Origin of the sequence: Pseudoalteromonas sp. L21 (assembly GCF_021728035.1) — a bacterium.
GTDB classification, from domain to species: Bacteria; Pseudomonadota; Gammaproteobacteria; order Enterobacterales; family Alteromonadaceae; genus Pseudoalteromonas; species Pseudoalteromonas arabiensis.
In genome coordinates this window covers 191,689-214,204 of record NZ_JAKKCV010000006.1, presented here as the reverse complement: position 1 = coordinate 214,204, position 22,516 = coordinate 191,689, and the positions used below count along the sequence as shown (strand labels likewise).

General features: G+C 41.6%; 18 protein-coding genes. 10 read left to right on the top strand and 8 right to left on the bottom strand.

Going from position 1 to position 22,516, the window contains the following annotated elements; translation table 11 throughout:
• Positions 1–64 precede the first annotated feature (64 nt).
• The 6 genes from pilB to nadC form a co-directional block, all read right to left on the bottom strand.
• A complete protein-coding gene (pilB, locus tag L3V41_RS17365) occupies positions 65–1,741 on the bottom strand; it encodes a type IV-A pilus assembly ATPase PilB (protein ID WP_062570063.1) in 1,677 nt (558 codons plus the stop codon).
• 174 nt (positions 1,742–1,915) lie between these two features.
• Complete coding sequence (gene coaE / locus L3V41_RS17360; protein WP_237128180.1) at positions 1,916–2,521, bottom strand: dephospho-CoA kinase; 606 nt, start codon at positions 2,519–2,521, stop codon at positions 1,916–1,918.
• A 2-nt stretch (positions 2,522–2,523) separates the two neighbouring features.
• Entirely contained in the window at positions 2,524–3,420 is an 897-nt protein-coding gene (locus L3V41_RS17355; protein WP_276574709.1) for an A24 family peptidase, read from the bottom strand.
• Between the two features lie 292 nt (positions 3,421–3,712).
• Positions 3,713–4,930, bottom strand: coding sequence for a type II secretion system F family protein (locus L3V41_RS17350; RefSeq protein WP_237128179.1), 1,218 nt, complete (start codon positions 4,928–4,930; stop codon positions 3,713–3,715).
• Between the two features lie 43 nt (positions 4,931–4,973).
• The gene (locus L3V41_RS17345) at positions 4,974–5,411 is read right to left on the bottom strand and encodes a pilin (RefSeq protein WP_237128178.1); all 438 of its coding nucleotides are present in this window, start codon (positions 5,409–5,411) and stop codon (positions 4,974–4,976) included.
• 493 nt (positions 5,412–5,904) lie between these two features.
• Positions 5,905–6,753 (bottom strand): carboxylating nicotinate-nucleotide diphosphorylase, encoded by an 849-nt coding sequence (gene nadC, locus L3V41_RS17340; RefSeq protein ID WP_237128177.1) that lies wholly within the window; start codon positions 6,751–6,753, stop codon positions 5,905–5,907.
• 151 nt (positions 6,754–6,904) lie between these two features.
• On the opposite strand from nadC, the gene ampD reads away from it, so the two are divergent.
• Both ampD and ampE read left to right on the top strand, forming a co-directional pair.
• The gene (gene ampD, locus L3V41_RS17335) at positions 6,905–7,447 is read left to right on the top strand and encodes a 1,6-anhydro-N-acetylmuramyl-L-alanine amidase AmpD (RefSeq protein ID WP_237128176.1); all 543 of its coding nucleotides are present in this window, start codon (positions 6,905–6,907) and stop codon (positions 7,445–7,447) included.
• Positions 7,448–7,464: 17 nt separating this feature from the next.
• Positions 7,465–8,316: a beta-lactamase regulator AmpE gene (gene ampE / locus L3V41_RS17330; protein ID WP_062570069.1), complete on the top strand. Its 852-nt coding sequence runs from the start codon at positions 7,465–7,467 to the stop codon at positions 8,314–8,316.
• A gap of 467 nt (positions 8,317–8,783) precedes the next feature.
• Here ampE and L3V41_RS17325 read toward each other — a convergent pair whose 3' ends face one another.
• A complete protein-coding gene (locus tag L3V41_RS17325) occupies positions 8,784–9,236 on the bottom strand; it encodes a transposase (protein WP_237128175.1) in 453 nt (150 codons plus the stop codon).
• 394 nt (positions 9,237–9,630) lie between these two features.
• On the bottom strand, positions 9,631–9,936 hold the full coding sequence (locus L3V41_RS17320) for a hypothetical protein (RefSeq protein WP_237128174.1): 306 nt from the start codon (positions 9,934–9,936) through the stop codon (positions 9,631–9,633).
• A gap of 199 nt (positions 9,937–10,135) precedes the next feature.
• On the opposite strand from L3V41_RS17320, the gene pdhR reads away from it, so the two are divergent.
• The 8 genes from pdhR (at position 10,136) to L3V41_RS17280 (ending at position 22,501) form a co-directional block, all read left to right on the top strand.
• On the top strand, positions 10,136–10,885 hold the full coding sequence (pdhR, locus tag L3V41_RS17315) for a pyruvate dehydrogenase complex transcriptional repressor PdhR (protein WP_062570071.1): 750 nt from the start codon (positions 10,136–10,138) through the stop codon (positions 10,883–10,885).
• Positions 10,886–10,969: 84 nt separating this feature from the next.
• Entirely contained in the window at positions 10,970–13,636 is a 2,667-nt protein-coding gene (aceE, locus tag L3V41_RS17310) for a pyruvate dehydrogenase (acetyl-transferring), homodimeric type (protein ID WP_062570072.1), read from the top strand.
• Between the two features lie 9 nt (positions 13,637–13,645).
• The gene (aceF, locus tag L3V41_RS17305) at positions 13,646–15,538 is read left to right on the top strand and encodes a pyruvate dehydrogenase complex dihydrolipoyllysine-residue acetyltransferase (RefSeq protein WP_237128173.1); all 1,893 of its coding nucleotides are present in this window, start codon (positions 13,646–13,648) and stop codon (positions 15,536–15,538) included.
• A gap of 187 nt (positions 15,539–15,725) precedes the next feature.
• A complete protein-coding gene (lpdA, locus tag L3V41_RS17300; RefSeq protein ID WP_062570074.1) occupies positions 15,726–17,150 on the top strand; it encodes a dihydrolipoyl dehydrogenase in 1,425 nt (474 codons plus the stop codon).
• Between the two features lie 169 nt (positions 17,151–17,319).
• A complete protein-coding gene (locus L3V41_RS17295; protein WP_267135671.1) occupies positions 17,320–17,964 on the top strand; it encodes a DTW domain-containing protein in 645 nt (214 codons plus the stop codon).
• A 786-nt stretch (positions 17,965–18,750) separates the two neighbouring features.
• Complete coding sequence (locus L3V41_RS17290; RefSeq protein ID WP_237128172.1) at positions 18,751–19,755, top strand: Fe(3+) ABC transporter substrate-binding protein; 1,005 nt, start codon at positions 18,751–18,753, stop codon at positions 19,753–19,755.
• A 71-nt stretch (positions 19,756–19,826) separates the two neighbouring features.
• Positions 19,827–21,461 carry an iron ABC transporter permease gene (locus L3V41_RS17285; protein ID WP_237128171.1) on the top strand — a complete coding sequence of 545 codons (1,635 nt, stop codon included), beginning with the start codon at positions 19,827–19,829 and terminating at the stop codon, positions 21,459–21,461.
• The gene (locus L3V41_RS17280) at positions 21,458–22,501 is read left to right on the top strand and encodes an ABC transporter ATP-binding protein (protein WP_193988330.1); all 1,044 of its coding nucleotides are present in this window, start codon (positions 21,458–21,460) and stop codon (positions 22,499–22,501) included. The genes L3V41_RS17285 and L3V41_RS17280 overlap by 4 nt, the downstream gene beginning before the upstream one ends.
• Positions 22,502–22,516: the final 15 nt, after the last annotated feature.

The window sequence follows — 22,516 nt, the reverse complement described above, 5'->3', positions numbered from 1 at the left end:
CTCAATTAAGCTTATGCATTTTAGGTGATCTTACTAAAGCTCAGCGTGAGAATCGAGTCACGAGTTAAAAACTCGTCACACGATTTACTTCAGCCAAAGAGGTAACACCATCTGCTGCTTTTTTTAACCCCGACAGTCTTAAGTTATTAAAGCCAGATTTAAGCGCCACCTCTGCAATTTCAAGCGAATTACCACCACGCATAATAATTTGCGCTATTTCAGGTGTGATCTGCATAACTTCATAAATACCAACACGGCCTTTATAGCCTTCGGTACAACTGTCGCACCCTTTAGGTGCAAATAATTGAATTTCACTTAATGTGTCTTTATCAAAACCTTGGCGAATAAGCTCTTCATCGGGGAGCTTTTCTGGGGTCTTGCATTTAGGGCATAAACGACGCGCTAGACGCTGTGCAATGATAAGACTAATTGAGCTTGCTACGTTATACGCAGGCACACCCATATTTAATAAACGGGTTAAGGTTTCTGGTGCCGAGTTAGTATGCAGAGTAGATAAAACTAAGTGGCCTGTTTGCGCTGCTTTGATTGAGATTTCAGCAGTTTCAAGGTCACGGATCTCACCCACCATAACCACATCGGGATCTTGTCGTAAGAAGGCTTTCAAGGCATTGGCAAAGGTCATATCTGCTTTTGGATTGATTTGCACTTGGTTAATGCCTTCAAGATTGATCTCAACGGGATCTTCGGCGGTACTGATATTGCGCTCAGGCTGGTTGAGAATATTTAAACCAGTATAAAGCGATACGGTTTTACCAGAACCCGTTGGGCCGGTTACCAATATCATACCTTGTGGTTGCTCAAGGGCATCCATGTAGAGTTTTTTCTGCTCTGGTTCATAACCGAGTACATCAATACCGAGCATGGCACTTGATGAGTCGAGAATACGCATAACGATTTTCTCGCCCCAAAGAGTTGGTAAGGTACTGACACGAAAATCGATACTTTTTCGCTCTGTTATTTTTAGTTTAATACGACCATCTTGAGGTTTACGTTTTTCTGCAATATCTAAGCGAGACATCACTTTGATACGTGCTGATAAACGACTTGCTAAGCTATTCGGCGGACTGGCCATTTCATGTAAGATGCCATCAATACGAAAGCGCACTCGATAGCGGTGTTCATAAGGTTCAAAGTGTAAATCGGATGCGCCTTTTTTAATGGCGTCCATCAATATTTTATTGATGTAGACGATGATAGGGGCATCGTCTTTGTCTTCATCACTGCCTGAAATATCTTTAGGTTTTTCAGTTTCAAGATCGCCTAGTTCTTTAAATTCATCTTCGCTTAAGTGCAGACCACCTGTTGCATCCAGCAGTTGTTCTATTTTATTTTCTAACTGGTTGTAATCAACCACCACCACTTCACATGATAACCCTGTACTAAATTCAAAGTTTTCAAATGCGCCGTAGTCAGTAGGGTCAGAGGCTGCAATATAAAGTTTACGGCCCTTTTTAATGAGCGGTAGAATGTGATGTTCGCGAATTAGTTTTTCTTTTATCAGCTCTTCACTGATAAGCGAGACATCAAAATCTTTAATATCAAAATAAGGAACGCGAAAAAGATCGGTGCACTGCTCCGCAAGCTCATGGCCATCAATCTGGCAGCTTTTAGAAATAAGCTCAGCCGTAGAGTTATATTCACGCTGCTTGAGTTTTACTGTTTCTGCGTCAATACGGCCAAGAGTAATAAATTTTCTAAGTAACGGTGAGTTAATATTCATTGCGCACCTTGGTTGATCCTTTTTTTGTCACAATTTATCAGAAAAAAGAAGGGTGTAACATGAGTCTTGTCTATTTCGGCAAAATAGCCAAATAAATTCACTATAAAGTCAGTTATTTATAAGTTGTGCTAGTTATTTATTCTTAACTTTAATTGAGGTTAAAACCACGCCATATTAACTCATGGCACTTAACTGCAAATAGCCTTGGTGAAGTGCTTTAACATCATTGGCAACCTCGGTTAATGGGCGATTATTATCTAAAATATCGTTTGCTTTTTGTTGCTTATTTTCGCGCGACATTTGCGATGCGATAATTTGCTTAGCTTGTTCGATTGATACTTTATCGCGGGCCGTTGTTCTGGCTATTTGCACATCAACAGGCACATCTATTAATAAAGTATGTGAGCAATACTGTTCAAGACCATTTTCAAATAACAAAGGAGCAACGAGTATCACATAATCGCTGGTGGCCTGCGCTAATTGCGCAAGCATTGACTCCCTAATTAGTGGGTGCATTAAAGCATTTAACCACTGTTTCTCGGCTTCATTTTCGAAAATAATTGCACGAAGTTTTGCTCTATCTAGTGTACCTTCTGAGGTTAAAATGTCTTCACCAAAATGGGCTGTTATCTGTTTTAACCCTAGTGAACCCGGTAGCACGACTTCTCTGGCAACAATATCTGCATCAACCACCGTGATTGATAGCTTTTCGAACATCGCACTGATTGCACTTTTACCTGAGCCGATACCGCCAGTTAACCCCAATACCCAATTTGCCATAGTTAGTGACCTAAATAGCTAAAGTAGTAAGCTTGTATTTGTTCACCCCACAGTAAAGTAACCCAGCCAGCAATCGCAAGGTAAGGGCCAAATGGAATCGCGGTCGTTTTATCTTTACCTTGCAGAATAATTTGAGCAATACCAATGATTGCGCCCACCACACTTGAAAGCAATACAATGGTTAAGATTGATTGCCAACCTAGTAAGCCACCAAATACAGCTAAAAGCTTAAAGTCACCATACCCCATACCTTCTTTGCCGGTTGCTAGCTTAAATAACCAATAAACACTCCACAAACTCAAGTAACCAACGGCTGCGCCAATAATGGCATCAGAAGGGGCAATGGTGATATCCATTACTGCTGCAATGAGGGTGAGCCACACCAGTGGAAGAGTGAGTTGGTCGGGGAGTAACATATGATCGATATCAATAAATGTTAAAGCAATAAGTACCCAAGTAATGAAAATATAAAGTAAGGCAAGCTCTGTCGCACCAAAGAGTGATGCCACCACAAGGCTTAACCCTGCAGTGAGCATTTCTATGATTGGGTAGCGTACAGAAATCGCTGTTTTACAACTGCCACAGCGACCTTTAAGTAATAACCAACTAATAACAGGAATATTTTGCCACACCTTAATAGGTGATTTGCATTTTGGACAGGTCGAATTTGGTGTAACTAAATTAAACGGTGCCTGCTCTGTGGTATTTTGAGATGGTAATTCATCAGCTAATAAAACACGGCATTCCGATTGCCATTCTCGTTTCATCATCAGTGGTAACCTATAAATTACCACATTTAAAAAACTGCCAATACACAGGCTAACCAGCCCAACAGTTAAAAAATAAAACCACGGTTGGCTTTGCATTACAGTGGCAATATCAAGAAAGAAATTTTGCATTAAACTACCTAAAACTTTTTGTGCATCACAAGCGCAATAAACTATCGCGGGGTAAACCCGCTGCTACATGGGCGTAGTCGCGATTTTATATCGCGTTTAAATTGTCATTACCAATACGCTTTATAAATTGTTGCGGGGTAAACCCGCTGCTACAAGGGCGTAGTCGCGATTTTATATCGCGTTTAATTACCAGTACCAATGTGCTTTATACATAGTCGCGGGGTAAACCCGCTGCTACATGGGCGTAGTCGCGATTTTACATCGCGTTTAATTAACCACACCCGAATGGTAACTAGATAACAGAACCTAATTGGAAAATTGGTAAATACATAGCCACAATTAAACCGCCAACAAGCACACCTAATACAGCCATTATTAAAGGCTCAAGTAAACTTGAAAGGCCATCGACCGCATCATCAACTTCTTGCTCGTAAATAGTCGCGACTTTGGCAAGCATCCCATCTAATGAGCCTGACTCTTCGCCAATAGCGACCATTTGTACAACCATGTCGGGGAATATTTTTGAGTTACGCATGGCCCAGTTCATTTGATTACCTGAGCTCACCTCGGCTTTAATTTCTAAAATAGCGTAGCGATACACAGCATTACCCGAGGCACCGGCCGCTGAATCTAAGGCATCAACCAATGGCACACCAGCTGCAAAGGTGGTTGAGAGTGTTCGTGCATAGCGCGCAACCGCTGCCTTATTTAAAATCATACCTACAACAGGGAGCTTTAATATCGCTCTGTCGTTGGCATCTCTGAGTTTTTTACTTTTTAAAAGGGCTTCTTTATAGGCATATCCAAAAGCAACTAGCGCGATAAGTATCATCCACCAGTATTCTTGCATAAACTCTGAAATACCGATCACCATCAAGGTAAATGCGGGAAGCTCTGCGCCAAAGCCGTTAAAAATATCTTGGAATTGCGGTACCACAAAAATAAGTAGGATAGAGGTGACAATTAAAGCCACCACTAACACCGCAATAGGGTAAAACATGGCTTTTTTAATTTTTGATTTTAGCGCTTCGGCTTTTTCTTTATAAAGCGCAACACGGTCAAATATTTTATCAAGAGCACCCGATTGCTCACCTGAGGCTACTAAATCACAATATAAATCATCAAAATAGCGGGGATGTTTGCGAAGAGCTTGGGATAATGGAGCACCAGCCTTGACTTCGTCGCCTATGCCTTCCATCAGCTTGGCAACACTTTTGTTTTTAGCGCCAGAACCAATCATTTCGATTGATTGTATTAAAGGCACACCGGCCATCAGCATGGTCGCTATTTGCCGTGTGATTAATGCGATATCTTTTGCAGTGATCTTTTGTATACGAGCCGCGAAAAGAGGCTTTTGTTTGCGTTTTACTTTAGAGGGGGTAATGCCTTGTTTTCTAAGTTGTGCTTTAACTAAGGCAATGCTCTGTCCTGATAGCTCGCCTTCAAGCTTCTTACCTCTTGAGTTAACTCCATACCAAGAAAAAGTATCTTGCTTTTCATTATTTTTCATAAGATTAAAAAAGGGCTTTTTCAGCCCTTTCCATTAATAATAATTAACAAAGATTAGGTATTCTTGTTTGGGTTGAACATGTACCCGAAACTGTGAATACATATGTTGAAGGAGGTGGATCGCCGGCTGCAATAGTTGGAGGAGTTAAAATATAAGTGTAACCACCTGCACTTGCTGTAGCTGTAGCTGTGATTGCGCCTGTATCACCAATAGTTACAGAAGCAAGGTTATCATTTGCTGCTGGAGCTGAAATACCTAATAGAGCATAAGTATTGCAAGAAGCAACATTATTATTGTTTTCTTGAAGGCACTGAGCCATTGTCAATTTAACTGAAGCAGCTGATGTTTTCACCTCAGCAAAGCGAGCCTTGAGGGTATAATCCTGATAAGCAGGCAGTGCTACTGCAGCCAAAATACCGATGATTGCTACTACAATCATTAATTCAATTAGGGTGAAACCCTGTTGCTTTTGTTGTGTCATTTGTTCCTCTCCTAAAGGATATGATGTGTTGTAAGTTTAGCTGTTGCTTCAGCATTGTAAAATTAATGCTTAATCTACAGAATAAATCTTACAGTTTTACTTAAAATTTCAATCAAACAGCCTGTTTTTGAACAGACTATCCTAAATTTTTGCTTATTCAGCGTATGTAAATTTACTTTAGCATTTATAAATGTTTTTGGAAGCTGTTTTCCCGCTAGCTAGCTGGTTTTTCAGAACTTTCCTACTTTAGTTTGAGACGGATCACGTTTTAAGCGGATCCCTGTAATAACGTGTAAATAAAATTGTTTTGTTATAACTTGTTGAGTTAATTGCAATCTTTACTTTATTGCAGAGTGAGTTAGCTTATAAAGTCTCAAAGTTCTAATTAAATATATATTTTTTGTTACCAGCTCAGGCTTTTTGCGTATTTAATGCTTTTTTTATTACGGTGTCAACGAATTAGGTAAAGATTAAATACGCAAATAAAGAGGAATTAAGCGTTAAAACGCATTGATAAGTCGATTGATTGTAAATTTTTTGTAAGTGCGCCGCTTGATATAAAATCAACCCCCGCTTGAGAGTAGGTTTTTATTGTTTCAAGGGTCATATTGCCAGACACTTCTAACTTGGCACGCTTGTTAGTTATTACCACTGCTTGTTGAATTTGCTCAACGCTAAAGTTATCAAGCATGATGATATCAGCGCCGGCATCAATAGCTTGTTCAAGCTCATTTAAAGATTCAACCTCAACCTCAACAGGTTTGCTTGGGTGATTCAATTTAGCTTGAGCAACCGCTTTACCAATGCCACCGCAAGCCGCAATGTGGTTTTCTTTAATAAGGAATGCGTCGAACAATCCAATTCGATGATTAGCGCCGCCACCGCATTTTACTGCATATTTTTGTAGTGCGCGTAAGCCTGGAATGGTTTTGCGAGTATCCAGTAGTTGAGTTGTGGTGCCAGCAAGTTCTTTTACATAATGTGCTGTGGTTGTGGCTGTGCCTGAGAGTGTTTGCACAAAATTAAGTGCTGTGCGCTCGGCTGTTAAAATCGCACGGGCAGAACCACTGGCTGTAAATAAAGTACTATTGGCTGCGACGGTGTCGCCATCGTTGACTAACACATCCACCTTTACAGACTCATCGACTTGTTTAAACACTTCTAAAATGATGTCTTTACCACAAAACACGCAGTCTTCGCGGGTAATAACTTTGGCATTGGCTTGTTCATTTTCTGGAATAAGCTGTGCGGTGATATCACCGTCATTTGCTGATTGGTAATTAAGGTCTTCATCTAGCGCAAGTTTAACTAACTGGCTAATTAAAGAGTGGGGAACAGACATGTCAAAGCTCATTGTGTAGTAAGAAGTTAGCAAAATTTTACTATGTTTAACTCTTGATTAGAAGATATAGGCTTGCTTGTTTTTGGCAACTAGACCCAAGGTTGTTAAGCCATTACACTGTTTAACTTTCTTGTCATGGTTAGTTTTTAATATGTATATAGATGACCTAGGTCGATTAAACACGGTATTACAGCGCCCATCTAGCCATTGCGATGAACGCCCACACGGTGAAGTCTCATTGCTTGTTATACATAATATTTCATTGCCAGCAGGGCAGTTTTTAACCCCTTATGTTGATGATTTATTTATGGGCTGTATTGATTGTAATGCCCATGAAACGTTTAGTGATTTACAGGGGCTTAGGGTCTCGGCTCATTGTTTTATTCGTCGTACAGGTGAGGTTATTCAATATGTGCCTTTTGAAAAGCGAGCTTGGCATGCCGGTGTGTCAATGTTTGAAGGGCGAGAGCAGTGTAACGATTTTAGCGTGGGGATTGAGCTTGAAGGAACAGATAAAACCCCCTATACCCAAGCACAATATAATGCATTACAATCACTAACAAGGGCGTTAATTTATAAGTATCCAGCTATTACACGCTCACGCATTGTTGGGCATTGCGATATTGCTCCTAGTCGCAAGACGGATCCTGGCGAGAGCTTCGATTGGCAATATTATTTTGATTTAGTGTTTTAAAGGAAATAGGTAACAAGATGATCTTAATTTCAATCATTATTGCGCTAGTCATAGAGCGTTTGGGCGCGCGTGCTGATTATTGGCAAATTAGTCATTATGCAAATAGTTACCTAACGCTTTCAAATAAGCAGCTGTCGAAGAAGGGGTTATTTTACTCTCCAATTGGCTTTTTAATTTGGCTGATGTTACCAGTACTTGCAATTGCCATTGTTTTTCAGTTGTCTGATTCAATTGTTTGGCAATTAGCGATTAATGTTGTGGTGTTGTTGGTGTGTTTTGGCTGTGCTAAACAGCGGGCACTTTATAAGTCGTACTTAAATGCATTAACGCGCAATGACCTTGAAGCGGCAAGTTTATATGCACTACAAATCGGGCAAAAGAAGCTTGAAGATGAGCCGCAAGGCGAAACCTTCGGCCAGACATTAGCATGGCTTAACTTTCGGTTTTATTGCGCAGTGATATTTTGGTTTGTCATTTTAGGTGTGCCAGGTGCTGTGTTGTACGCTTTAGTACGTACTTATGCTGATAAAGTACGAGATGACCACCGTGTAATTTATGCAAAGCGTTTCAAACTTATTCACACATTACTATTTTGGCTTGATTGGTTACCTGCACGTGTTGCGAGCTTTGGTTACTTAGTGATTGGTAACTTTAATAAAGGAACCAGCTGTTGGCTTAAGTATGTTTTAGATTTTTCAGTAAGTAACCGCAAAGTAGTGACGCAAACAGCCCTTGCAGCCGAACAAATTGAACAACAACATTTTGGTTGTACTTACGAAGCAACCTGTATGATGAAATTAATAAAACGAAACGTCCTGTTCTTTTTAGTGATCATCGCCGCATTGACCTTGTTTGGTGGCCTAGCGTAGTCGCGATTTTATATCGCGTTTGGGTTTGAAGTTTGTTTTGGGCTGTCGCGGGATAAACCCGCTGCTACGAGATGGCGTAGTCGCGATTTTACATCGCGCATAAGTTTTGTCATTTGTTTGATCTGTCGCGGGGTAAACCCGCTGCTACGAGATGGCGTAGTCGCGATTTTATATCGCGTTTGGGTTTTGAAATTTGTTTTGAGCTGTCGCGGGGGAAACCCGCTGCTACGAGACGGCGTAGTCGCGATTTTATATCGCGGTTGGGTTTTGAAATTTGTTTTGAGCTGTCGCGGGGTAAACCCGCTGCTACGAGATAGTGTAGTCGCGATTTTATATAGCGGTTGGGTTTTGAAATTTGTTTTGAGCTGTCGCGGGGTAAACCCGCTGCTACGAGACGGCGTAGTCGCGATTTCATATCGCGTATGGTTTTATAATTTGTTTCGGGGTGTCGCGGGGTAAACCTGCTATTAGATCTTTAAATATACACTATCCCAATAAGCATAATCAGTTATGTTTTTTACGAGTCCAGCTCTTAATGGATTAGCGACTATATACCTCGCATTTGCTACTAAATCTTCATCGTCTCTTATTAAATGATCATAAAACCCTTTTTGCCAAAGTTTTTCTCGATAGTGCTTTCTAAATAGCGTTGCTGTTCGTCCTTTGAATTTTCTTACGACTTCACTTATTGAAAGTGAGTTTGATAATTGAATTAGCCAGTGGAGGTGATTTGGCATGAGGACAAAAGTATTTGAGGTAATTAGTTTTTCTATTTCTAACTTTCGCATTTCATGAATGATTCGCCGATTAATAAATAAATTGTTCAAGTGGTTTCTACGAAGGTGACAAACAAGAGTTAAGGCATAATAATGATTTGTTTTTGATACCCTGCCTTTTCTTAATAAATGTGAGCTGTGCATGTGCGTCCTTAGCCTTATTTAAGTGTTGGTTTTTTTATTCTACATTAAAGAGTTTTTAGTCGTTTGTCCCTATTTGTTTTACGCATCGGTTTTGTCATTTGTTTTGAGCTGTCGCGGGGGAAACCCGCTGCTACAAGACGGCGTAGTCGCGATTTTATATCGCGTTTGGGTTTTGTCATTTGCTTCAGGCTGTCGCGGGGTAAACCCGCTGCTACGAGATGCCGTAGTCGCGATTTTATATCGTGCATGGTTTTGTCATTTGTTTGAACTGTCGCGGGGTAAACTCGCTGCTACGAGATGCCGTAGTCGCGATTTTATATTGCGTATGGTTTTGTCATTTGTTTCGAGGTGTCGCGGGGTAAGCCCGCTGCTACGAGACGGCGTAGTCGCGATTTTATATTGCGCGTGGTTTTGTCATTTGTTTCGAGCTGTCGCGGGGTAAACCCGCTGCTACAAGACGGCGTAGTCGCGATTTTATATCGCGTTTGGGTTTTGTCATTTGTTTCAGGCTGTCGCGGGGTAAACCCGCTGCTACGAGATGCCGTAGTCGCGATTTTATATCGCGTTTGGGTTTTGAAATTTGTTTCGAGGTGTCGCGGGGTAAACCCGCTGCTGCAAGCAGGTTTATTTCGTATTTTTGCAATTCATCATCTGGTCTGACCATTTCTTTTTTATTTATTTTTCCTTCCGAAATAGTCACTTTATTCCATACTGTTTAATCTTTAGGCTAATTAAGTTAGGGTATAACTAGTCGCTAAGGGTGTGAAATTGACAGAAATACGGCTTTTTGATAACGTATGCATCAAATTTGGTATGACCAATTTACCTTTTGGTCAAGATGCAAGGCTAAACACCCTGTATTTAGTGGGCTTAGCATTAAACAATGCGGACGTTGATAAATGTCTTTAAAAATTAAAGCTGCAAAATTATCTGATGTAATTTTACAACAACTTGAGAATATGATTCTTGAGGGGTCGTTAGCACCGGGCGAAAAGTTGCCTCCTGAGCGAGAGTTAGCGAAACAGTTTGAAGTGTCGCGTCCCTCTTTGCGCGAAGCGATTCAAAAGCTAGAAGCGAAGGGGTTGGTAACGCGCCGTCAGGGTGGCGGAACATTTGTAAAAAATCAGCTTGAAGAAGGGCTTACTGATCCACTCTTTGATTTGATTAGTAAACATCCCGAGTCACAATTTGATTTACTTGAATTTCGTCATGCACTAGAGGGGATTGCTGCTTACTATGCGGCTATGCGCGGTACGACGAATGATTTCAAAAAAGTAAAACAGAGTTTTGACAATATTGCGCTTGTGAATGATGACATTGTACAAAAAGCGAAAGCAATTAATGCTTTTCATTTTAGTGTCGCTGAAGCATCACACAATGTTGTATTACTGCATTTAGTACGTGGTATGCAGGCATTGCTTGAACAAAATGTATTACAGAATTTAACTGTATTGTTAAAAAAACCACATATTAGTCAAAAGCTTGCTGAGCACAGACAGTTTTTGATGGATGCGGTTATAGAAGGAAACCCAGAGCAAGCACGTCTTGCTAGTAATGCTCACTTAGCCTTTATCGAAGAAGCCTTACTTGAGGCTGGCAAAGAGCATTCGCGGATTGAACGTAGTTTAAGACGCACCAAACAACATTAAGCAAGTGATTAGCTAAGTTTAGTTAACTACTTAATTTAAGATTTATTAAAATAATTAGTATTTTAAACATAAGGAAACCTCCATATGTCTGAAGTCAATAAAATTGACGTAGACGCGCTAGAAACACAAGAGTGGTTACAAGCCCTTGAATCTGTTGTGCGTGAAGAAGGTGTAGAACGTGCTCAATTTTTACTTGAGCAAGTGTTAGAGCAAGCCCGTTTAGACGGTGTTGATATGCCTACTGGCACAACTACTAACTACGTTAATACCATTCCGGTAGATCAAGAACCTGCTTACCCAGGTGACGTAAACATTGAACGTCGTATTCGTTCAATCATCCGTTGGAATGCGATCATGATCGTATTACGTGCGTCGAAAAAAGATCTAGACTTAGGCGGCCATATGGCGTCTTACCAGTCTTCTGCTGCATTCTATGAAGTATGTTTTAACCACTTCTTTAAAGCACCAAACGATGTTGATGGCGGTGACTTAGTTTATTATCAAGGCCACATTTCTCCTGGTATTTATGCCCGTGCATTTGTTGAAGGTCGTTTAACGGCTGAGCAGCTTGATAACTTCCGTCAAGAAGTGGATGGTAAAGGTCTTCCTTCATACCCACACCCTAAATTAATGCCTGAATTCTGGCAGTTCCCTACGGTATCAATGGGTCTTGGTCCAATTGCATCTATCTACCAAGCGCGTTTCTTAAAATACCTCGATGGTCGTGGCTTAAAAGACACTAAAAACCAACGTGTGTACGCTTTCTTAGGCGACGGTGAGATGGATGAGCCAGAATCACGTGGTGCAATCTCATTCGCTGCCCGTGAGAAGTTAGATAACCTATGTTACCTAATCAACTGTAACTTACAGCGTTTAGACGGCCCAGTAATGGGTAATGGTAAGATCATTCAAGAGCTTGAAGGCCTATTCAAAGGCGCAGGTTGGAACGTAATTAAAGTTGTATGGGGTAGTGGTTGGGATATCCTACTTGCTAAAGATACAACAGGTAAATTACTACAATTAATGAACGAAACCATTGACGGTGATTACCAAACATATAAAGCGAAAGACGGTGCATACGTTCGTGAACACTTCTTCGGTCGTTACCCAGAAACAGCAGCACTTGTTGCTGATATGACTGATGAAGAGATTTTCGCACTTAAGCGTGGTGGTCATGAGCCATCAAAACTTTACGCTGCATTCAAAAAAGCGGAAGAAACCAAAGACCGTCCAACGGTTATCCTTGCTAAAACTGTAAAAGGTTACGGCATGGGTGAAGCGGCTGAAGGTAAAAACATCGCGCACCAAGTTAAGAAAATGGATATGACCCATGTTGAGCACCTACGTGCACGTTTAGGTCTACAAGACTTAGTGTCTGATGAAGAAATTAAAGACTTACCATATCTAACACTTGAAGAAGGCTCTGAAGAGTACAAGTACCTACATGCGCGTCGTGAAGCGCTACAAGGTTACACACCTAAGCGTATTGCTAAGTTTTCTGAAACGTTAACATTGCCAGAAGTTGACGCGTTCAAGCCATTACTTGAAGAGCAAAAACGTGACATCTCTACAACCATGGGCTTTGTACGTGCACTTAACGTGTTACTAAAAGACAAAGGCATTGGTAAAAACATCGTGCCTATCATCGCTGATGAAGCACGTACATTTGGTATGGAAGGTTTATTCCGTCAAATCGGTATTTATAACCCGCATGGCCAAAATTACACGCCGCAAGACCGTGACATCGTTTCTTACTATAAAGAAGCAACATCAGGTCAGGTACTACAAGAAGGTATCAACGAGTTAGGTGCAATGTCATCATGGGTTGCTGCTGCAACATCATACAGCACTAACGATTTACCAATGATCCCATTCTACATCTACTACTCAATGTTTGGTTTCCAACGTGTAGGCGATATGGCGTGGATGGCTGGTGACCAACAAGCGCGTGGTTTCTTACTTGGTGCTACGGCAGGTCGTACAACGCTAAACGGTGAAGGTTTACAGCACGAAGATGGTCACAGCCACATTCTTGCTAACACGGTTCCTAACTGTATTTCTTATGACCCGACATTCGCATACGAAGTTGCGGTCATCATGCAAGACGGTATTCGTCGCATGTACGGCGAAGATCAAGAAAACGTGTTCTACTACCTAACGCTAATGAACGAAAACTACCATCAACCAGCAATGCCTGAAGGCGCTGAAGAAGGTATTCGTAAAGGTATCTACAAACTTGAAACGGTAGCTGGTGATAAAGCAAAAGTGCAGTTACTGGGTTCAGGTACTATCATGATTGAAGTGCGTAAAGCAGCACAGATCCTGAGCGAAGAGTATGGCATTGGTTCTGATGTATTCTCTGTAACCTCATTCAATGAGCTAACACGTGACGGTCAAGACGCTGAGCGTTTCAACATGCTTAACCCAGAAGCAGAGCAAAAAACTGCTTACATCACCAATGTATTAGGTGACTCTGTGACTGTTGCAGCAACAGACTACATGAAGAACTATGCTGAGCAAGTTCGTTCATTTGTACCAAGCAGCAACTATAAAGTATTGGGTACAGATGGCTACGGTCGTTCTGATAGCCGTGAAAACCTACGTCGTCACTTTGAAGTTAATGCGGGCTATGTTGTGGTTGCAACATTATCTGAGCTTGCTAAACGTGGTGAAGTTGAAAAGTCAGTGGTTGTTGAAGCAATCAAGAAATTCGACATCGACACAAACAAAGTAAACCCGCTATACGCATAAGAGGTTCCAATGAGTATTGAAATTAATGTACCAGATATCGGTGGCGATGAAGTTGAAGTAACCGAAATCCTTGTTAGCGTTGGCGATAAGGTTGAGGTTGATCAATCGTTATTAACGGTTGAAGGCGACAAAGCATCAATGGAAGTACCTGCTGCACAAGCAGGTACGGTTAAAGAAATTAAAGTTGCTGAAGGTGACACGGTGACAACCGGTTCACTTATCATGATCTTCGAAGGTGAAGAGCAAGCTTCTGCATCTTCTGACACAAAAGAAGAGGCTAAAGCAGAGCCTGCTAAGCAATCTTCAGGTTCAGCGTCACAAGAAGTGACCGTGCCAGATATCGGCGATGATGAAGTTGAAGTAACTGAAATCATGGTTGCGGTAGGTGACACGGTTGAAGAAGAGCAATCTTTACTGAGCGTTGAAGGCGATAAAGCATCAATGGAAGTACCAGCACCATTTGCAGGTACTGTTAAAGAGATCAAAATCGCCACTGGCGATAAAGTGAAAACTGGCTCTTTAATCTTCGTTTTTGAAACTGCATCAAGTGGCTCTGACGCCCCTGCTGCTGAGTCTGCACCAGCAGAAGAAGCGCCAGCTGAAACCGCATCAAGCAATAAAGAAGTGAATGTGCCTGATATCGGCGGTGATGAAGTTGAAGTTACCGAAGTGATGGTTGCTGTTGGCGATAAGGTTGAAGAAGATCAATCAATCTTAAACGTTGAAGGCGATAAAGCATCAATGGAAGTACCTGCGCCATTTGCTGGCACAGTTAAAGAAATCAAAGTAGCAGCGGGCGATAAAGTATCAACTGGCTCACTTATCTTTGTATTTGAAGTCGCTGGCAGTGCTAAAGCAGCGCCAGAAGCTAAAAAAGAGTCAGCACCTGCACCAGCGGCAAAAGCTGAATCTACACCTGCTGCAAAACCAGCTGCGGCTAAAGCAAGCAAAGAAGAGTTTGCTGATAACAAAGCGTATGCACATGCATCGCCTGTTGTACGTCGTTTAGCGCGTGAGTTTGGTATTAACCTAGCAAACGTAAAAGGCACAGGTCGGAAAAACCGTGTTGTCAAAGAAGACGTGCAAAACTATGTGAAAGAGCTAGTTAAGCAAGTTGAATCAGGTAATGCTGGCAAAGGCAATGCTGGTGGCGGTGAGTTAGGTCTTATCCCTTGGCCGAAAGTTGATTTTGCTAAATTTGGTGAAATCGAAGAGAAGAAACTTTCTCGTATTCAAAAACTTTCAGGTGCTAACTTACACCGTAACTGGGTACAAATCCCGCACGTTACACAGTTTGATGAAGCGGATATCACAAGCTTGGAGGCATTCCGTAAAGAGCAAAACGCCCTTGCTGAGAAGAAAAAGCTAGGTGTTAAAATCACGCCACTGGTATTTGTGATGAAAGCGGCGGCTAAAGCACTTGCTGAATTCCCAACGTTTAACTCTTCACTGTCTGAAGATGGCGAAAGCTTAATCTTGAAGAAGTACATCAATATCGGTGTTGCCGTTGATACACCAAACGGTTTAGTTGTTCCGGTATTCAAAGATGTTGATAAGAAAGGCATCATTGAACTTTCTCGTGAGTTAATGGAAGTGTCGGCTAAAGCACGTGATGGCAAGCTAACGTCATCTGATATGCAAGGTGGTTGTTTCACAATCTCAAGCCTTGGTGGTATCGGTGGTACAGCATTTACACCTATCGTGAATGCACCTGAAGTCGCAATTTTAGGTGTCTCTAAATCAGAGATGAAGCCTAAGTGGAATGGCAAAGAATTTGAGCCTAAGTTAATGGTTCCATTATCAATGTCATACGACCATAGGGTAATTGACGGTGCCTTAGCAGCACGCTTTACTGTGACGCTAGCAAGCTACATGAGCGATATCCGTCAATTAGTGATGTAATCGTCTCGTAAATTATAAGAATCAAATCCCAGCAAGTTGTTTTTTGCTGGGATTTTTACCATTGGCAATGATACAATCTTTGCTATAGAACAATCTTGGTATAGATATCTGCTCTCCCTTTCTGCCTTGCAGAAACATGGCAGTTAAACTTAGGGCAGTGTCCCGTTCAAACATTTAAGGTAATAGCATGAGCAACGAATTAAAAACTCAAGTTGTTGTACTAGGCGGTGGTCCTGGTGGTTATTCTGCGGCTTTCCGCGCTGCTGACTTGGGCTTAGAAGTTACATTGGTAGAATCTCGCAACACATTAGGTGGTGTTTGTCTTAATGTGGGTTGTATTCCTTCAAAAGCACTTTTACACGTAGCTAAAGTGATTGATGACGCGGCAGAAATGTCATCTCACGGCGTTACTTTTGGTAAGCCTGAAATCGACCTAGATAAAATCCGTGATTGGAAAGAGTCTGTAATTGGTCAGTTAACTGGCGGCCTAGACGGCATGGCTAAAATGCGTAAAGTGAAAGTAGTAAGTGGCTACGGTAAGTTCACTGGTAGCAACACACTTGCTGTTGAAGGTGAAGACGGTACAACAACTATCACATTCGATAATGCTATTATTGCAGCGGGTTCTCAGCCTGTTAACTTACCTTTCATCCCTGAAGATGACCGTGTAATCGATTCAACTGGCGCGCTTGAGCTTAAAGATGTACCTGAGAAACTACTTGTTTTAGGTGGTGGTATCATCGGTCTTGAGATGGGTACTGTATACCGTGCACTAGGTTCTGAAATCGACGTTGTTGAGTTTGCTGATCAATTAGTTCCAGCAGCTGATAAAGACGTTATCAAGATTTACCAGAAATACGTTAAGAACAAGTTTAACGTAATGCTATCTACTAAAGTAACTGGCGTTGAAGCAAAAGACGACGGTTTATATGTAACATTTGAAGGTAAAAATGCTCCGGCTGAACCTGTACGTTACGATAAAGTACTTGTTGCTGTTGGCCGTACGCCGAACGGTAAACTACTTGATGCTGACAAAGCAGGTGTTAATGTTGATGAGCGTGGCTTCATCAATGTTGATAAGCAGCTTAAAACAAACGTTGATCACATCTTCGCTATCGGTGACATCGTTGGTCAACCAATGCTTGCGCACAAAGCGGTTCACGAAGCTCACGTTGCTGCTGAAGTTATTTCTGGTCAGAAACACTTCTTCGATCCTAAGTGCATTCCTTCAATCGCATACACAGATCCAGAAATCGCATGGGTTGGTGTAACTGAGAAAGAAGCGAAAGAGCAAGGCTTAAGCATCGAAACAGCTGTATTCCCTTGGGCAGCATCTGGTCGTGCTATCGCTTCAGCACGTACCGAAGGTCAAACTAAGCTAATCTTCGATAAAGACTCAGGTCGTGTTATCGGTGGTGCTATGGTTGGTATCAACGCAGGTGAAATGCTAGGTGAAATCGGCTTAGCAGTTGAAATGGGCGCAGACGGTGAAGACCTAGCGTTAACTATTCACGCTCACCCAACGTTAAATGAATCAATCGGTCTAGCTGCTGAAATCTTCGAAGGTTCAATCACTGACCTTCCAAACAAAAAAGCCGTTAAAAAGAAGTAAGTTCTTTTGACTAATAGCTTTAAAAACCCAGCTTTGGCTGGGTTTTTGTTTTTTAATCGCTGATTTCTATTCCCCTTATTTTTAGCTACAATACGCGCCGTTCAACTTTCTGGTAAATGCAGTGGCTACAATCTCAAATAACTCCGTTTTAGAACTTCGCGCAACACAAATGGCTGAGTCGCGTCGTGAATTTAAAGCTCGTGGCGCAAAGCTAACACGGTGTGAGCGCTGTCTGCTTGCTGAGCATTATTGTATTTGTGAAGGTGTTGAACAGGCCGAGTGTAATGCGGCAGTCTGCTTACTTATGTATCACAATGAGAGTTTTAAGCCGTCAAATACTGGCCGTTTAATTGCTGAAATCGTGCCAGATAATCATGCCTTTAAATGGGATAGAACCACCCCCGATGAAGCCTTACTGAGCTTGTTGGCAGACTCACAATATCAGCCTATGGTTATTTTTCCTGCCAGTGATGTAGATGATGAAGAGCGCGTGATCACCGAAGTAACCCCTGTGGATGGCAAGCGCCCATTGTTTATCTTCTTAGATGGTACTTGGCGCGAAGCGAAGAAGATGATCCGTAAAAGTCCTTATTTAGATAATTTGCCCGTGCTTTCAATTACGCCTGAAAAGCTCTCGGATTACCGATTGCGTGTTGCCCCACATGAACATCAGCTTGGTACTGCAGAGGTTGCTATTATGGTGCTTGCGCTTGCAGGTGAAGTGGCTGCTACGCAAAAGCTAGAAGAACATTTTATTAAGTTCAGAGATGCGTATTTACTTGGTAAGCGAAATAAGGGACGCCCAGAGCAATAACTCTTTACTAAATTTTAGGCAAAAGAAAAGCGCGTACTATCGCTAGTCGCGCTTGCGGAATCTTCTTAATTTTTTGCATCCTGCAATTGAACCTAATCAACTCCATAAACTTTGCCAATCCATGCTATTGCACTTTACTTATTGGTTCTGTGCAATTTAAGGCAATCCAGCCTTGCTTCCTTTTTAGTCCTTTACATCCTTGCTGGTAAATTCTTTACCTGTCCTTTACGCGTCATCCTAACGCTATCCTTTTATTAGCAACTCCGTTGCGATGCCCTTACAGCCTGTCCTTTGTTCCACTTTTTAACGTCCTGTATAACAACATCCTGTTGTTATGCCTTTCCACATCATCCTGATGCTGTCCGTAGGTTGTCATTCCATTGCGTTACTCTTCCTGAGCCTGTCCTTGTTTCCTTTATTTCCTTATGAACCTAAATCCTCGGTTTTATGAGTAATGTATCTTTTCCGTTTACTCATTAAGCGTCTTGCTTAGTTGATGTAAGTAATTATAGAGAGTTAGCCAAGCCTTGGTAGGTTAAAATCATGCATAAATAGAGCGTTATTTTATTGCAATAAATATAAACTCCTTTATTTTCAACTGGTTGCTTTTTTATTTTCAGTGTTAACCTGTGCTTTTTACTCAATAACTGTCATGCAGGTGAGATATGTCTTACAGGCAAATTCCTAAATAGCGATAGGCATAACTTGATTGTGAGTAAAACAGGTGTAATTTCGCTTCACTCTAGGTAAAATACTTGAGAATCGTTATTATTTAGGTGTTATAAAATGAGAAAGAAAGCCTTAGTATTATTAACAGCTTTGCTAAGCACACCCGTGTTTGCAGATGATGTTGTAAATATATATTCGTTTCGTCAGCCTTTTTTGATTAAACCTATTTTAGATGATTTTACTAAGCAAACAGGGATCAAAACGAATGTCGTGTTTGCGAAAAAGGGACTCATCGAGCGTGTGAAACGCGAGGGAAAGCATAGCAAGGCTGATCTTGTGCTCACTTCAAATTTTAGTGCGCTTATTCAGTTAGAAGATCTTAACTTAACCCAAAAGATTCAAAGCGATGTTGTCAGTGCTAATGTGCCAAGTACATTTCGCGATAGTGATGGACAATGGGTTGCGCTTACAAAGCGTGTTCGTAATGTTTATTCATCTAAAGAACGTGTTGGGGCATTACCTGAGCTAACTTATGAAGACCTTGCTGATCCTAAATACAAAGGTAAGCTATGCACACGTTCGGGTAAACATCCCTATAATTTAGGTTTAGTGGCCTCTATGATTGCTCATCATGGAGAGGCAGGAGCAAAGCAGTGGCTGGAAGGTGTAAAGGCGAATCTTGCTCGTAAGCCTCAGGGTAATGACCGTGCTCAAGTAAAAGCTGTAAAAGAAGGTTTATGTGACATCGCTTTAGGTAACAGTTACTACTTTGGCAAAATGATGCAAGATGAACAGCAAAAATCATGGGCAGAAGCCGTTCATATTAACTTTCCTAACCAAACTAATCGTGGCTCACATATTAATGTATCGGGTGTGGTAATGACGAAATACGCCAAAAACCCTGAAAATGCCTTGAAACTGATTGAGTATATGACTGACAATAAGGCACAAAATATGTATGCCTCAGTCAATATGGAATACCCAGTAAAAAATGGGGTTGAATTATCTGAGATGGTTGCATCATGGGGTGAGTTTAAAGAAGATAGCCTTCCACTCGATGAAATTAGTAAATATCGTCCAGCGGCACTGAAGCTAATTGATGAAGTGAAGTTTGATTTATAACGAGGATATTCCTCGTATTTTATAAAAGCTGTTTTTTAACAGCTTTTATTTTATCTGGTATTAATCCACTTATGCATGTGAAGTTTTCGCTGTCGCGTTGGCAGCTTTTAGCTTGGCTAATTGGCCTGCTGCTTGTTACACCTTTAGGTTTTTTGTTATTTGAATCTCTACAAGGGGATTCGGATGTATTTCAGCACCTTTTCGATACGGTGCTGTGGGATTATACCCGTAATACGTTATTGCTCATTTTAGGAGTGGGGCTTTTAAGTTGTGTTATTGCGTTGCCGCTAGCTTGGTTAACGGCTTATTGTGACTTTCCTGGGCGAAAACAGTTTGAGTGGGCGTTAATGCTGCCCTTAGCAATGCCCACCTATTTAATTGCTTATGTTTACACTGACCTACTTGATTATGCGGGACCTGTGCAAATAGCCTTAAGAGAGTGGTTTGGTTGGCAATCACCGGATGACTACTGGTTTTTTGATATTCGCACTTTAACTGGGGCGATCGTGATGATTGCGTTGGTGCTTTATCCTTATTTATTTCTGATTTTCAAAACGGCACTTCGAGAGCAGTCGTTTAAATTAGTACAAGCAAGTCAGCTTATGGGACTTTCGCCAATACAAAGCTTTTTAAGGGTGAGCTTACCGCTTGGACGCGGTGCGATTGTCGCGGGTATTACCTTGATCAGTATGGAAGCGATGGCCGACTTTGCTACAGTTAACTACTTTGCCGTGAGCACACTCACGACCGCTGTTTACGATACGTGGCTTGGTTATTACTCTTTAACCGCTGCAGCGAAAATTTCGGGTATTATGCTGCTCATTTTATTTTTAACTATCATGGTTGAGCGCTTTAGCCGTCGCAATCAAGCCGTGTATGAGCGCCAATCTAGTGTTAATAGCGCAACACTTTATCGCTTAAAAGGCGGTGCTGCATGGGCTGCAAGCTTAGCTTGCACAGTCGTACTGGTACTGGCTTTTATCTTGCCGGTTGGAGTGTTAGTTAAATACGCCGTTGTGTATGCCGATGAAGCATGGAATGGAGCATTTTTTAGTTACGCTTGGCAAAGTTTTAAAGTAGCGATTGTGGTGAGCCTAGTAACCATTTTACTGAGCTTACTGGTCTTGTTTTATCAGCGGATTGCTAAACACGCTTACCCTTTGATCCCAGGCCGTTTAGCAAGTACTGGCTATGCTCTGCCTGGAACCGTGCTAGCCATCGCGGTATTGTTGCCTCTAACTCAATTAGATGATGCATTAAATAACTGGCTTGAGCCTTTTGGCTTATCGCCTGGGTTACTTTTGAGTGGCACTTTATTTGCGATGATATTTGCTTATGTTGTGCGGTTTTATGCGATTGCGCATGGGGCACTTGAAAGCAGCTTCTTACGTATAAGCCCGTCGTTAGATATGGCAAGCCAATCAATGGGGAAGGGGCCATTGCAAACTTTGCGTAAAGTTCATTTACCCTTGTTAAAACGCGGCATTCTTACCGCAGGTTTGTTAGTCTTTATTGAATGCATGAAAGAGCTGCCCGCCGCATTATTATTAAGGCCATTTAACTTTGAAACACTGGCAACCCATGTGTTTCAGTATGTTAGTGATGAGCAGTTGGAGCTTGCCTCAATTTCAGCGTTATTGATTGTTTTAGTGGGGCTTATTCCTTTGTATTTCGTTAATCGTTCGATGGAGCAACATCACTCATGAGCCATTTAGTAATTAAAGACTTAGCTTATCAGTACAATGGCACTAAGGTTTTGAGTGGGTTAAGCCTCAATGTGAAGCAAGACGAAATAGTGTGTTTATTAGGGGCCAGTGGCTGTGGCAAAACCACAACCCTAAAAGCAATCGCGGGAATTTTGCAGCCTGAGCAAGGCTACATGAGTATCGATTCTAATATTGTGAACGATAATGGGGTTTTTGTTGCACCCCAAAAGCGCAATATCGGCATGATGTTTCAAGATTATGCGTTATTTCCTCATCTTACAGTGAGTGACAATATTGCGTTTGGTCTCAACACGATGAGTAAAGAGCAAAAACGTGAGCGAGTGAACGAGATGCTCACTTTAGTTAAGCTTGATGGTTGTGCCAAGCGATATCCTCACCAGCTCTCAGGTGGCCAACAGCAACGAGTCGCGATTGCCCGTGCACTTGCTTATAAACCAAGTTTGTTACTTCTTGATGAGCCATTTTCAAATATTGATACCCAAGTAAGGTTTGAGCTAATTGCCGATATTCGTCGGATTATCAAAGCGCAAAAAGTTTCTGCGGTATTTGTTACCCATTCAAAAGAAGAGGCGTTTGCCTTTGCTGATACACTTGCTGTTATGCATGGTGGAAAAATAGCCCAACAAGGCTCTGCTGAGCAGTTATTTAGCCAACCTAACTCAAAGGTGGTTGCAGAGTTTCTTGGTACGGGCATATACTTAACGGCAAAAGCATTAACCGCAACTGAATATGAGACGGTGTTCGGGGTTGTATCGTCAACCAATGCAGGTAACCATGATTGCGTACAAGGTCAAATTTATGTGCGCCCTCATCATATCCAGTTGTGTAAAGCAGAAAATGGCGATGCTCAAGGCTTAACTATTTTGCAAAGACGTTTTATCGGCACGCGTTATGTGTACCGTATTAATATTGCAGGGCAGGAGCTCGAAGTGGCCGCAGAGCAAGACCACGTTTTCTCGGTCGAACAGCCAGTAAAAATAAAAATAATGCCGCACACGGTCAATTTTTTTCGAGATTAAACATGATGTGAAATC

What these genes read in the sequence shown, in the direction of transcription:
- aceF (WP_237128173.1), top strand. Translation starts at nt 13,646, where the DNA reads ATGAGTATTGAAATTAATGTACCAGATATCGGTGGCGATGAAGTTGAA.
- coaE (WP_237128180.1), bottom strand. Translation starts at nt 2,521, where the DNA reads ATGGCAAATTGGGTATTGGGGTTAACTGGCGGTATCGGCTCAGGTAAA.
- L3V41_RS17285 (WP_237128171.1), top strand. Translation starts at nt 19,827, where the DNA reads ATGCATGTGAAGTTTTCGCTGTCGCGTTGGCAGCTTTTAGCTTGGCTA.
- aceE (WP_062570072.1), top strand. Translation starts at nt 10,970, where the DNA reads ATGTCTGAAGTCAATAAAATTGACGTAGACGCGCTAGAAACACAAGAG.
- L3V41_RS17280 (WP_193988330.1), top strand. Translation starts at nt 21,458, where the DNA reads ATGAGCCATTTAGTAATTAAAGACTTAGCTTATCAGTACAATGGCACT.
- L3V41_RS17325 (WP_237128175.1), bottom strand. Translation starts at nt 9,236, where the DNA reads ATGCACAGCTCACATTTATTAAGAAAAGGCAGGGTATCAAAAACAAAT.
- pdhR (WP_062570071.1), top strand. Translation starts at nt 10,136, where the DNA reads ATGTCTTTAAAAATTAAAGCTGCAAAATTATCTGATGTAATTTTACAA.
- L3V41_RS17295 (WP_267135671.1), top strand. Translation starts at nt 17,320, where the DNA reads ATGGCTGAGTCGCGTCGTGAATTTAAAGCTCGTGGCGCAAAGCTAACA.
- ampD (WP_237128176.1), top strand. Translation starts at nt 6,905, where the DNA reads ATGTATATAGATGACCTAGGTCGATTAAACACGGTATTACAGCGCCCA.
- lpdA (WP_062570074.1), top strand. Translation starts at nt 15,726, where the DNA reads ATGAGCAACGAATTAAAAACTCAAGTTGTTGTACTAGGCGGTGGTCCT.
- L3V41_RS17290 (WP_237128172.1), top strand. Translation starts at nt 18,751, where the DNA reads ATGAGAAAGAAAGCCTTAGTATTATTAACAGCTTTGCTAAGCACACCC.
- L3V41_RS17355 (WP_276574709.1), bottom strand. Translation starts at nt 3,420, where the DNA reads ATGCAAAATTTCTTTCTTGATATTGCCACTGTAATGCAAAGCCAACCG.
- L3V41_RS17345 (WP_237128178.1), bottom strand. Translation starts at nt 5,411, where the DNA reads ATGACACAACAAAAGCAACAGGGTTTCACCCTAATTGAATTAATGATT.
- L3V41_RS17350 (WP_237128179.1), bottom strand. Translation starts at nt 4,930, where the DNA reads ATGAAAAATAATGAAAAGCAAGATACTTTTTCTTGGTATGGAGTTAAC.
- nadC (WP_237128177.1), bottom strand. Translation starts at nt 6,753, where the DNA reads ATGTCTGTTCCCCACTCTTTAATTAGCCAGTTAGTTAAACTTGCGCTA.
- pilB (WP_062570063.1), bottom strand. Translation starts at nt 1,741, where the DNA reads ATGAATATTAACTCACCGTTACTTAGAAAATTTATTACTCTTGGCCGT.
- ampE (WP_062570069.1), top strand. Translation starts at nt 7,465, where the DNA reads ATGATCTTAATTTCAATCATTATTGCGCTAGTCATAGAGCGTTTGGGC.